The sequence below is a fragment of the Paenibacillus sp. FSL H3-0457 genome, assembly GCF_037981725.1.
Lineage (GTDB): Bacteria > Bacillota > Bacilli > Paenibacillales > Paenibacillaceae > Paenibacillus > Paenibacillus amylolyticus.
Genome location: NZ_CP150283.1, coordinates 1,796,330 through 1,809,424, shown reverse-complemented (window position 1 = coordinate 1,809,424; position 13,095 = coordinate 1,796,330). Strand labels below are relative to the sequence as shown.

The 13,095-nt window shown below is 48.8% G+C and carries 10 protein-coding genes; 2 read left to right on the top strand and 8 right to left on the bottom strand.

The genetic code is table 11. The features are described 5' to 3' along the window. Nucleotides 1-114 precede the first annotated feature (114 nt). From MHH25_RS08010 to MHH25_RS07985, 6 genes are all read right to left on the bottom strand, one after another. The gene (locus tag MHH25_RS08010; protein WP_051447171.1) at nt 115-444 is read right to left on the bottom strand and encodes a DUF3024 domain-containing protein; all 330 of its coding nucleotides are present in this window, start codon (nt 442-444) and stop codon (nt 115-117) included. A 306-nt stretch (nt 445-750) separates the two neighbouring features. Beyond that, nucleotides 751-2,793 (bottom strand): B12-binding domain-containing radical SAM protein, encoded by a 2,043-nt coding sequence (locus MHH25_RS08005; RefSeq protein ID WP_340019697.1) that lies wholly within the window; start codon nt 2,791-2,793, stop codon nt 751-753. Between the two features lie 399 nt (nt 2,794-3,192). Continuing rightward, entirely contained in the window at nt 3,193-5,073 is a 1,881-nt protein-coding gene (recQ, locus tag MHH25_RS08000) for a DNA helicase RecQ (protein WP_036669316.1), read from the bottom strand. A 445-nt stretch (nt 5,074-5,518) separates the two neighbouring features. Further along, complete coding sequence (locus MHH25_RS07995; RefSeq protein WP_340019695.1) at nt 5,519-5,734, bottom strand: hypothetical protein; 216 nt, start codon at nt 5,732-5,734, stop codon at nt 5,519-5,521. Beyond that, nucleotides 5,731-7,692: an ABC transporter ATP-binding protein gene (locus MHH25_RS07990; RefSeq protein WP_340019694.1), complete on the bottom strand. Its 1,962-nt coding sequence runs from the start codon at nt 7,690-7,692 to the stop codon at nt 5,731-5,733. The genes MHH25_RS07995 and MHH25_RS07990 overlap by 4 nt, the downstream gene beginning before the upstream one ends. Further along, nucleotides 7,685-9,505, bottom strand: a complete 1,821-nt coding sequence (locus tag MHH25_RS07985) for an ABC transporter ATP-binding protein (RefSeq protein WP_340019693.1) — start codon at nt 9,503-9,505, stop codon at nt 7,685-7,687. Before MHH25_RS07985 ends, MHH25_RS07990 begins: the two co-directional genes overlap by 8 nt. 114 nt (nt 9,506-9,619) lie before the next feature. Here MHH25_RS07985 and MHH25_RS07980 point away from each other — a divergent pair, with 114 nt between their 5' ends. Further along, on the top strand, nt 9,620-10,513 hold the full coding sequence (locus tag MHH25_RS07980; protein WP_338708083.1) for a helix-turn-helix domain-containing protein: 894 nt from the start codon (nt 9,620-9,622) through the stop codon (nt 10,511-10,513). Between the two features lie 23 nt (nt 10,514-10,536). Further along, nucleotides 10,537-11,061, top strand: coding sequence for a DUF5412 family protein (locus tag MHH25_RS07975; protein WP_340019691.1), 525 nt, complete (start codon nt 10,537-10,539; stop codon nt 11,059-11,061). Nucleotides 11,062-11,411: 350 nt separating this feature from the next. Here MHH25_RS07975 and MHH25_RS07970 read toward each other — a convergent pair whose 3' ends face one another. Together MHH25_RS07970 and MHH25_RS07965 are read right to left on the bottom strand one after the other, a co-directional pair. Next, nucleotides 11,412-11,720 carry a hypothetical protein gene (locus tag MHH25_RS07970; RefSeq protein ID WP_340019690.1) on the bottom strand — a complete coding sequence of 103 codons (309 nt, stop codon included), beginning with the start codon at nt 11,718-11,720 and terminating at the stop codon, nt 11,412-11,414. 148 nt (nt 11,721-11,868) lie between these two features. Next, the gene (locus MHH25_RS07965) at nt 11,869-12,999 is read right to left on the bottom strand and encodes a glycosyltransferase family 2 protein (RefSeq protein WP_036669310.1); all 1,131 of its coding nucleotides are present in this window, start codon (nt 12,997-12,999) and stop codon (nt 11,869-11,871) included. Between the last annotated feature and the right edge of the window lie 96 nt (nt 13,000-13,095).

The window sequence follows — 13,095 nt, the reverse complement described above, 5'->3', positions numbered from 1 at the left end:
AAGATGAGCACCAGCTTAAAGAAGGTATCCGTCTCTTCAAAGGTTTGCGGTATTATATTCAGATCTTTTAATATTAATTGGGTTAATCAACCCCCCAACGCCTTTTCAGAAAAATTAACCCCAGAACATTCCGTTATGACCTTCGTCCACGATCTTGAGCTGTGTTTCAAAATCTTCGTTCGGATCGATATCATCGATGTAATGCCACTTTCCTTTACTGTCCTGCCAATACACTTTCCATACCTTCTCATCCATTCTGAATTGTGCTACCGGCAATTGTACCCATTTATCGCTTTGAAAGGCTTGTCTTTCTTCAATCAATGTCACATGGTTACCTCTGATTTTATAACTAATCTTCATCTGACTTTTCACATGCTCGGGTACAGCATTCTCGGTGTAATGGTCCATAATCTTTTGAATCCGCTTCTTCGTAAAATCATCCATGCTCTCGAACTCCCCTGCCTTGATCTGTTTTGCTTAGATTATATCATGTTGATTTCTCCGATTTAAATGATGCTTTACTTGTAAAAGGTAAACCGGAGCGCGGCTTGTGCAATAGCAAGCCACGTGAGGGTGAGGTGCTGCGCCCAATGGGGTTGCACCGCGTCAATGATCGCGGTGCCCACCTTGGTAGCATCACGAGCACAAAGCCGCGATGCACGAAAAAAAGCATCACGACCGTATAGTCGTGATGCTTCATCCTGCTACATGGCACCAATTAGCCATGTAGCTTATCTCAGGCCGCTGCACCTACATAGCAGCGGCTTCTTCTCCCAGCGGCAGCGTGTAATACTGCGCCTGCTGCCCTTCGTGCTGCTGGTACACAACGACCAGCAGCGTCCGGCCTTTCGCGGCAAGCGGGCTGGCGCCAGCTAGCACACGCTCAAGCCGGAACGGAAGCACATCCAATACGGTGTGCTTCTGCAGTTCCTTTTCGCCGAGACCAAGGTCGGCGAAAGCACGGGCACCCATGACCGTCTGTGCGGTCATGGCCGAGGTCATCGGCAACGCACGCGAAGCGTTGCCGTCCACCATGTCCGCCGCTCCATCCGCGGCGGACCCTGTTGCGTCGCCCGAAGTGAGCGACGCTGCACCCCCGGCTTCGCTGCCGATCACACCCGCCGCATCTGCGGCAGAGTCTTCTCCGGCAGCAGCCGAACTTCCCGCAGCGGCACTCGGACCCGTGCCGCTGCTTTCCAGCCATGCCGTGCCTGAGGCGCCGGCAACACGTGGCAGACGAACGTCTTCCGGACGTTCAGCCAACGTTTTCATATAACCCGCCCACTGGTCTTTCTGGAGCGGATCTTCCCACCAGATTTTGCGTGGTTTGTATTTGTGTCCGAGGAAATAGTCCAGCTTCATCAGGCCGAGCACGATATCCATATGCGGCGTGTTCCGCGACTCCAGGAAGCTGTGCAAACGGGTGAACAGATCCTCCAGTTGGTGACCAATCTTCTGCCAGCCCTGACCTTCCCAGTAATCCCCGAACGCCTGGAAGAAATCAAACGGTGAGTTGAACTCCTGCTCTATCAGGTACTTCAGCGTATGGTCCATCCGGTGTGCGTTCCAGTATTTCTCCAGCACATCCTCCAACCGTTTCAAGCGCACGATGTCGCTGAACGGGAGCACATCACTGCCCAGAATCTCATACGGCGCGTGATCCATGTACGTATAGTTGTACTTCTCCGCATCCAGACGCAGACCTGTACCACGCAGCATTTTGAGGAATCCCAGCTGAAGCTCTTCCGGCCCCAGTGCAAACACATCGTTAAACGTTTTGCGGAACGTATTGTAATCTTCCTCAGGCAATCCGGCGATGAGATCCAAATGCTGGTCGATTTTGCCACTGGCTTTCACCTTGTTCACGGTCCGGCTAAGCTTGGTAAAGTTCTGGCGACGTTTCACCAGTTCATTTGTCGGATCATTCGTAGACTGAACTCCGATCTCGAACCGGAATGTGCCCGGCGGCGCATTCTCTGCCAGATAATCAAGCACCTCGGGACGCATAATATCCGCCGTAATTTCAAACTGAAACACCGTCCCCTGATGATTCTCAATCAGGAATTTGAACATTTCGAGCGCATAATCCCGCTTAATGTTAAACGTCCGGTCCACAAACTTAATCAGCTTTGCGCCCTTCTCAATCAGGTACAGAATGTCCGACTTCGTCCGCTCAATATCGTAATAGCGCACGCCGACCTCTATACTGGACAGACAGAACTGACAACTGAACGGACAGCCCCGACTGGTCTCAAAATAAACAACCCGTTTCCCAAGCTCCGGGATATCCTCATCAAAACGGTGCGGTGATGGCAGATCGTTCAGATCCGCTTTCGGGCGTCCTGGCATGAGAATGACCTCTTCCCCTTTGCGATATGCCAGTCCATAGACAAAGTGGAACTTCTTGCTTCCTTCCAGCTCCATCAAAAGCTGATGCAGCGTCTCTTCCCCTTCACCCATCACGATGAAATCCACATTGGGAATCCGGTTCATCCAATATTCCGTGTCGTAGGACACTTCCGGCCCGCCCAGCAGAATTTTCACGTTCGGCATAACCTTTTTCAGGTTATCAATGACCTTGATTGTCTCTTCAATGTTCCAGATGTAACACGAGAAACCAATCACGTCCGCGCCGCGCTGGTACAGATCAGACACAATATTCATCACCGGGTCCTTGATCGTATACTCCGCCAGGTCAATATCAAAATCCTTCTCACTGTACGCCTTCAGACATCGCAAGGCCAAAGAGGTATGGATGTACTTTGCATTTAATGTAGAAAGAATAACCTTCATGGTTCACAACCTTTGCCTGGACACCCAGACCACATATTTTTTATAAAAGGAAAGCATCGCAGCCATCCTGCCCCGGATGCTGTTCATCTAAACCCCTTTTGTACTAGCCATTCCATGTCTCATGGACATATCCAACTTTTGTCTTTCAAAGAGTGGACACTCTTTTCAAAAAGACATATACACCCCGTCAAACCCGAACCACAACATACAGCACAAAACCCGCACCTCGAACCTACATGTTGTATACGATACGGTCGACCATTCCTAACGCCAATGTCCACCCTTTGAAAGACAATTCGCCATCATTTGTCCACTCTACAGAGACGCGACAACCAACTTCAAAGATTGGAAAGTGAAAATTAACAATTCATACTCAATTCACTCTTACTCATTTCATACTCACTCATACTCGTAAAACGCATCATCATCCGTATCCACTTCTTCGCCCGATTGCTTCTGGAAAAACTCCAGGAACGGCAGTCCGTACTTGCGGTACTTGACCTCACCGACCCCTTTGATATCCAGCATGTCACGTTCTGTCTGTGGACATACCACACTCATCTCACGCAGGGTCGCATCATTAAAGATAATGTACGATGGTACATGCTCTTTCGCCGCCAGATCACGCCGGATCAGACGAAGTTGTTCAAATACCGTCTCATTAACCGCAGATGGCATTGCATCGCGTCCGCGCCGTCCACCATAGTTCGTACCCGAAGCCGTTGCCGCTGTCTTGCGGACAACACGCTGCATCACTTCACGCTGGCCTTTGAGCACTTCCACCGCTAGTGGTTGCAGACGTACAACTGGATACTGTCCCTCGGACAGCATCAGATATCCTTCCGATACCATCACATTGATGATCTCCGATATCTCGCGCTCTGTCCGATTACCCATCACGCCGTAAGTTGGCAGAGAGTTGAAGCCATAATCAAGCACTTTTTTGGCACGGGAGCCTTTGAGCACCGAAGCGACCAGCGATACACCATACCGTTCACGCATGCGGTGAATGCAGCTGAATATTTTCTGTGCATCAATCGTCATGTCTACCAACTCGCGGTCGTCCGTACAGGAACTGCAAGTACCGCAAGGTGTATCGTCATGCACCTCACCGAAATAATCGAGTTGCGCACTGCGCAGACAACGCGTTGTGTAACAGTAATCCACCATCTGTTGCAGCTTCCGGTAATCATTTTGTTTGCGGTCGCCGTCCATCGGATTCTGCTCAATCAGGAACTTCTGGGTGATAATGTCCTGTGCCCCGAATAACAGAATACACTGGCTTGGCTCTCCATCCCGGCCTGCACGTCCGGCTTCCTGCACGTATGCCTCCATATTTTTCGGCATGCTGTTATGAATAACGTAACGCACGTTCGACTTATCAATCCCCATCCCAAACGCATTGGTCGCCACCATCACTCGGATATCATCGTACAAAAAAGCTTCTTGGCTCTGGGACCGTTCATCGTCCGTCATGCCAGCATGGTAGCGTCCTGCGGGTAATCCCGCCTGCAACAAACGCTGATGCAGATCGTCCACGTCCTTACGGGTCGCGGCGTATATAATACCTGGCTCGCTGGCATGCTCGCGCGCATAATTCAGGACAAAGTCCTTCTTGCTCTCGCCGCGCAGCACGCTAAACGCCAGATTATCCCGCCCAAGTCCGGTCACATACGTCTGCGGGTCCTGCAAACGCAGCAGCCGCAGAATATCGCCCATGACCTCGGGCGTCGCTGTAGCCGTAAAGGCCGCAACTACCGGCCGCTCCGGCAAACTGTCCACAAACGGCGCTACCGCCAGGTAGCTTGTCCGAAAATCATGCCCCCACTGCGATACACAGTGGGCCTCATCCACGGCAACGCAAGAGATCGGCAAATGGCCCATCTCCTCGCGGAACCAATCCAGCTCCAGTCGCTCAGGCGCGACATAGAGCAGCTTCAACTCACCGCGCTGCGCTGCGCGGATGCGATCATTCACTTCTTTGCCGCTAAGTGTACTATTAATATACGCGGCAGCAATTCCGGCGGTCGTCAACGCATCGACCTGGTCCTTCATCAATGAGATCAACGGGGAGACAACAAGCGTCAGACCCGAATATAACAGAGCGGGGATCTGATAACAGATCGACTTACCGCCCCCGGTTGGCATAATCCCCAACGTATCTTCACGTTCGAGCAGGCTGGCTACAATCTTTTTCTGTCCCTCACGGAAGTCGGGGTAGCCATAATATTTTTGCAGGAGACCCTGCGCTTCTTCTAATGTAGGTGTTTGCACACTCATGTAAAGACTCCTTACTTATCACCGGCGTTTTCCCACCAGCTTGGTCCGATCCGATTCTGACATCCGAAAGCGGCTCATATCCCGCATCCTTGACAACAAAATGGCGTTCTCATGACTTGTCCGTCAAGCAAACGCCGCTCCCTTTAGTTTAACGGCCCAGCCCCGAATGAGCAACCGCGTTTTACTGTAAAACGTTTGAAGCTTCTTCATTAAAATAAAAACAACCGTCCTGCCCTAGTTGGACAAAACGATTGTTGTAAACTTTTATTCACAACCGACACACTCATATCACGCTAGTGTACCCGTACCCATTCATCTAGTGGAGCTACTATACCTTACAACCTTACAACTTCACTTTAATCTTTTAACGACTCTACCTCAGACTCCGGCAAGCCACTGGCCTTTGCAATAACAGCAACTTCGAGTCCAAGTGAGAGCATGTTCTTCACAAATTCAATCGCCTTTCTTTTTCCCCTTCTACTAATTCCTTTTCTATCCCCTTTTCTATCCCCTTAGCTATTCCCTTTTCCGTAGCCCACTCAATCATCGAAGCTTCGTCATGCAAATATTTCTGCCGCTCTTCATACAAACGACGCGCTTCCCGATCCTGACTCAAGAACTCCAGCGTATCCATTACTTTTTTAACCCCAGATTCATTCATGTTGTATCACCACCTCTTGCATTCATACGATAATACAATCCTTTCCTCTGCATCAGTTGTTCATGCGTTCCATCCTCGGCAATTCGGCCATGTTCCATCACAAGGATGCGAGAGCACTGGCGAGCAACCTCCATGCGATGTGTGACAAGCAATCCTATTCTGCCTTTCATAAAGTTCAGCAAGTGATTCATTACGTTCTGTTCTGTCTGAATATCCAGTGATGACGTTGGTTCGTCCAGAATATATAGATCAGATGACCTCGTAAAGAGTCTGGCAAGCGACAGTCGCTGTTGTTGGCCTCCAGATAGATTGGCCCCTTTCTCATGCAACATTGCTGCGTATTGTCCTTCCTGTGCCTCAATATATTCATGCAAACCTGCCTGCTTTGCCGCAAGCTTCACTCTGTCCAATGTAACGTCTGAACTCAGACGAATATTGTCTTCAATCGTTCCTGTGAAAAAAGTTGGTCTCTGTGGCATATACGTCAGTCTGGATTGATTATCCATCTCTACATACTCTGCAACATGTTTATCACCCAGTAATACGCTTCCGTTTATTGGCTCGATCAACCCTGCACACACTTGGCACAGTGTAGATTTGCCAGCACCGCTGGCGCCAACTACCGCAACCAGTTCACCAGGAACCAGATTAAGCGTAATCTGATCCAAAATCGTCCGACCACTGTCTTCATCGGTTACCGTAACCTGTTGAAGACGTAGTATAGCAATTTCGTTCTCTTTATGTGCCCCTTTTTGTGTATTCCCTTGATCTTGGTTACAAATTCCCTGTGCAAGTTCCTCGTGCTTAGTATTAGATGCGTCTGTCTTCTTGTTCTCCGCCAATTTCAACCATGCAGAGATACGTCCAAATGCACCCACGCTGGCCTGCATCTGACTCCACTGGCTGGACAAGCCGAGTACTGGCCACACCACCAATTCAAACAGCAGACTACTTGCAACAACCATGCCCGGAGACAAAGTTCCCCTAGCCGCTGACAAAGCAATAAGGAACAACGCTGCCAATTGAGCCAGACCAAACACCGCCATCGCCACGTTATCCGACATGCTCAGGGTCATCTGTAACTTGGCCTGAACACGATTCAGTGATTGCTGTTGTGTTCGAAATCGTGCGAGAAACCACGGTGAAGCATTATACATCTGAATCACCGGTATCCCTTCAACATACTGTTGGATCTGTTCTTGGGACTCGCCTTCCCTGGATTCGACCTCATCGGACAGATGTATAATTCGCTGATCATACAACCTCGCCGTGAACCAGATTGCCCCTGCACTTACCAAGGCAATAACCGCAACCCATGCATCTGCTCTGTACAAGTATCCCAGCGATAGAGCAATGATGAATACAACCGTAACACCCTCTGCAATAGCCTCCACAACTTCAGCACCATGCTTGGTGTCTTCCTTGATGCGAAGCATCACATCCCCGGACTTCTGTCTGCGCACCCAGGAATAGGGCATCCGGTTTAACAGTTTCAACAGATCCATGGACATATCCCGTTGCATCGATTCCTTGAGCCATACCAGAACATAACGATGCATCGCGAGCAATACGATAAACCCTGCCAGAATGGCGATAAAGATCAACGCTGTAGCGTTTAACTGCTCCTGTCCCCCATCATGAATAGCATCCACGAAGAATCCCTGTACAAAGGCAAGTCCCCAATCAAAGACCGCATCTGCGGCGATAAAAATGAGCAAGATCGCTACAGCTAATCCATAAGGCTTCATCCAGCGAAAAATAACGGGCCACACCGTTGCCAATGATACAGCTTGTTTCGGGTCATCTGGAACATCACTTTCGTTCATCTGATGATGAGCTTCATTTTCGATATTTTCATTTTCATTATTTTCATTCATCTCATATGCTCCGCTTTTCTCATGACTGCTTTTCATTTCAACGTCATCGGCATATGCTGCATCTTCAATCTTGTTACTCATGCTGTTCCTCCACTTCCGTATCCTGCTCCGCAATATAACTTCGATATCCGTTTGGACGATCCAGCAATTCACGATGAGTCCCCGTATCTTCGACGCGTCCCTTCTGAATATAGATGACCTGATCTGCCCGTTCTATCAGCGATAATCGATGAGTAACGGCAATAACCGTTGTGCCTTTGTCAGCAGTGATTCTTGCAAAAAGATCATTCAACCGTTGCTCATGCCACGGGTCTTGAGATGACGTCGGTTCATCCAACAATAGAATATCAGGATTCCTCAGCATCGCTCTGGCTAAACTAATACGCTGAAGCTCACCACCTGACATCGTCCCGCCTTGTGGCTGAAGCTCTGTCCCATAGCCGAGCGATTGACGCATAATCGCGTCATGTGCATGTGTCATGTGGGCCGCGACCTCTACTTGATCGGCAGATACCCCCTCTTGTCCAAAAACAATATTCTCTTCCACTGTTCCTGTGAAAATAAAGGCTTGTTGCGGAACATACACCTGATTGACATGCCCAGTCTGAACTTCGTGCATATCCTTCAGTGAATTCTTCTGATTCATCACCTGGATCGAACCAGTAACAGGTGTATCTAATCCGACTATTAATTTCAATAACGTGGTCTTCCCGCACCCACTTGGCCCCGTGATTACAGTAAGCTTTCCTTTCTTGGCCTCAAAAGAAATATCTGTTAACACTTCTTCTTGCTCCGCATACCTGTAAGACACATGCTGCACGTTGATGCCAGCCGGTTTAGAATGCTTTTCAAGCTGCCCCAAATGCGTATCGGACTGTACATATGTATTTGTACTGGGATTAGCAACTGTGTTCTTTCTCTCCAGATCCAACACTTCAAAGATTCTGGACGCATGAGAAGCCGAACCAATAAAATCATTCCACAGCCCGGATAACGACTCAATCGGACGAGTTAACTGACTGCTTGCTACCAGAAAAGCTGCCAGTCCGCCTACATCCATATGTCCATTCAGGACCTGCATGCCGCCTAGATAGAGAATCAGAATCATGCCACCATACGTGGAGACCCGTCCTGCTGCTTCCGAAAGTCGTTGCAACATAGATACAGACATCGTATGTCTGAACACTTGATCCATTCGATCTTTAAAATGATGGTGTACATAACCCGCGAGTCCGTAACTTCGGATCTCAACCGGGGCTTGTATGATTTCAGTCAGAATTTCATCTCTTGACGCTGCGCTGGCATTCAACTGATCATGCCGTCTTTGTAGACGTTTACCAAGTCCTACCGTTACAAAAGGATAGATCAATGTGAATGCAATGATAGCCAACGACAGCGGCAAGTTCACCCAGCTGAAGTAAGCAAAGGCAAGAATCAGCTGAATGATATTTTTGGCGAGTTCAATGCCATGTTGGTTGATCCCCTTCTGTGCTTCCTTGGCTGAAGTCCAGACCCTAGAGGTTAGGTCACCCGTATGATAATGTGCCAGATCGCGTGTCTCTGTGTTGCTAAAGGCTGAGAGCAGTAGAGACTGCACAGACAATAATGTCTTTTGCTGGAATAACGTCTCGACCCTCGTCATGAATGCGGTTACAATCAATCGTAATACTACAATGCTAACGCCTATGATCAAACCTGAGTAGAGTAACGAAAACTGTGCTTCAGTCGCGCCTTTGACCAGTCTTCGGATCGATTCCAAATAACCGACCTCAATCAGGGAGACCATACATGCGGCGAAAAGTAACAGAATGATGAACATACGGTACTTGCCCGTTAGTGTCCATAATCGAGTTAACATGCCTAACGTTGTATAATTTTTTTTGTCAGCAAACATGGATGCTTTCTCCAATCTTGTCATTAAATTATGTACTTGGTTATGATATCATCGGTGATAAGGAAAAAATGAACATTTATTGCTGTAAGTACTATTAGAAGTAGGGAGATTGATATGCAACACGATCTGCTAGACACACTGGATAAGCTATTCGACTACATAGAAGACCATATTCAAGACAAATTAACGCTGGATCATCTGGCATCTGTGACTCATATATCCAAATTCCACCTGCATCGCATGTTCAAACATGTCAGCGGACAATTGCCTGGAGAATACATTCGTTCACGCAAATTGGCACGCAGCCTGGAGCAATTGGTGAATCTGAACTGGAAGATTATCGATATCAGCGGACATTACGCTTTTGAACATGAACAATCCTACATACGTGCTTTCAAACAAGCCTTCGGCATTACACCCCTGCAGTATCGCAAACAGGGAGCTGGAGACCTTGAATTTACAGCCCGCATGACTTCGTCCATGATCACAACGCTTCCATATGGATATATTTTCAAACCAACGTATGTACGAAAACCGGCCATGAAACTCATTGGGCAACGGTCCCACATTCGGTATGCAGATAACGAAGAGCACTATGAAGCCAATTCAGCAGGCAACGACTTTTTTGAAAAACACTTTCATTCGATTCCTAACGTGTTGCAACCCAACGTATATATCGGATTTACCAATGAAATTAACGAGGATTACAGTACATATCAGCCGTCTGTAGAGGTCACCAGTCTGGATCATATCCCTGAAGAACTGGACGGAATTGAGGTACCAGCCAACCAGTATGCCGTATTCAAATTTGTCTGTGATTTCCATCCAAGTCTCATCAATATTGATCATCTGGACAGTGTCTGGACATTTATCGATGAATATTGGCAGAGCCATTCGGGGTACGAGAAGAGTGATCCCTACTATTTTGAAAGAATTGACGGCAGTCTGGCTCAGGACCACTACGGAGAGTTGGACATTTATATTCCTGCAAAGCAAATTTCACTGTAAGCTGCATATGGAGGTTCAACCTTATGGACTCAAATACTCAAGCTAATTCAAGTTCATCCCATACAAATCCTCGCAAACCTTGGATACGTAGACACCCTATTCTCACTACATTTACATTGTTGATTCTTGTACTGTTTGCCGCTGTATTCCTGTATTTCTGGCTCCGTCCTTACTTCTCCACGTTTGACCGTTCTGAGAAAGGAGAATTAAGCTATTCCATGCCTTCACGTAATGGTGACTATACTGCCGAAATTTACGGTATACCTTACGGTGGTGCGGCAGGCGGCGTTACAATCTGGGTCGATGTTAAGAAGACAAATGCACCTGAGGACGCCACGGTAAAAACGATCTATCGTGCCAAGCACCACGGAAATAACCATCTCGAATGGGAAAGTGAAAACATACTCCGGATTGAAAACTGGAATGAATATACGGATGAGACCATGACCCTCAACATCGATGACGAAATATATGATGGATGGGGCTGGGCATGTAAAAGCTTACGAATGAAAGACCAGTATGTGCGATGCCTAGCACCCGAAAAGTAAAATAACTTAACAGCTAATATGATGGCCTTGAACACTCGACGGCTCATCTTGATGAGTAATCCTCACTGCACCGCATGTCAAAAGTCCCAATGCTCTGTATGCCTTGTGAAAATTTCACCAAATGCTACTTTCATTACACCATGGCAGGAGATACACGCGGCACGAGAAGCATCAAAAGCCCCTCTCACCGACTCTTTCGGTTGAGCGGGGCTGCTCTTGTTCTGCATTTTATCGTTTATTTACTTATACTTTAGTGTGATCTAATATGCTTGTTCACTAACAACTTCGTAGCTATCGGACTTTAAACATATGGCAGCATCATAATTTATCTATCATATCTATTCTACCTCTTAATCCTCTTCTGCTTCTGCTTCTGCTTCTGCTTCTGCTTCTGCTTCTGCTTCTGCTTCTGCTTCTGCTTCTGCTTCTGCTTCTGCTTCTGCTTCTGCTTCTGCTTCTGCTTCTGCTTCTGCTTCTGCTTCTGCTTCTGCTTCTGCTTCTGCTTCTGCTTCTGCTTCTGCTTCTGCTTCTGCTTCTGCTTCTGCTTCTGCTTCTGCTTCTGCTTCTGCTTCTGCTTCTGCTTCTGCTTCTGCTTCTGCTTCTGCTTCTGCTTCTGCTTCTGCTTCTGCTCGCAATTGTGCCTTACACTCTATTTCCACTCAACCCTTATTTTCACTGATCCGCCCTATCGCATTCTACCAGCAACGGATTAGTTTTTGTTGTTATTTCACTTCTACTTCCATCTATTTTCTCTATCTCTACTCCCGCTTCAAACCCTTCTGTCCTCATCTGTCCCAGTTCGTCTCCCTACTTACGCGGTGACACTTCACCACGTTCTTCCCGCTCCTTCATCTCCTTGCGTACCACCACTTCGAGCTTCTGCCGATTGGCAAGCAACCCGGGATCGTTGGGCAAGTACTCACGGGCTTTGGTGTTATGCATGAGTGCCTGCTCCCAGTTGCCCAGATGGGCATAACAAAGGGATAAACGAGCATGTGGCAGCCATGTACGGCAAGCCCTAGGCACCGGGCGCAGACCCGGATCGCGGCTGCTCACGTCCACCGCCTGCATATACCAGTAGATCGCCGAGACGGGTTCCTGCCGTTCATGGAAACAGGCCGCAATAGCGCAGCAGAAATCGGCATGTGGCAGATCATACTGGAACGACTGCAGCAATGCTCCGAGCTTACGGCCCGGCTCACCCAGTCGTTCATAACATTCCGCCAGCCGCGCGCAGGCAATCAGGCGATCCTCGCGGTAACCGCTTGGCTGCTCCAGAAGCTTCGTGTATCCGCGTGCCGCCGCCGCATAACGCTGGCGGTCATAACACTCGCCTGCATAATAGAACAGCAGGCGACCTTGGGCTACGCCCTCTTCGACGATCCATTTGCGCAGAATGCGCACGTTTCGCGCCGAATGATGTCCCGCTTCGCGGCGATGCGTGACGGCAATATCTGCCGTAATGACCTCGCCCCGCGGAAAGCTAAGCTGCTCGTGCAGCCGGCCATGCCAGCGGCACCCGGCATCCCGCTTGACCAGGCGAAGGCGTCGGTCCGTCACAAGTGGACTCCCCTCCGCTCCCTCGGCCAGCGTGTAGTTCAAGATCACAGCTTCCGTCTTCCCCCCTGACGGAAGCTGCTGCTTCAACACCTCCAGCTTCGCCCGTTCCGCGGGCAGCAACACATCATCCGCATCCAGCCATAGGATATACTCCTGCGTGGCCTTGGCGAATGACTCATTCCGCGCTGCGGCAAAGTCTTCCTTCCATTCATACGTGTAGACATGGTCGGTATACTGCGCAGCGATGTCCATCGTGCGATCCGATGAACCGGTATCCACAATGACGATCTCGTCCGCGATGCCGGCAACCGAGTCCAGACAGCGCGCCAGCGTGCGTTCCTCGTTCTTCACAATCATGCACAGACTGATGGTGATCACGTTTTGAGCCCCTTCCTGTCGTACGCGTATTACGAAATGTCATAACGATTTGCTTTTGTTGGTTAAATACTCCGAACAAAGTACTATCATAAGTTG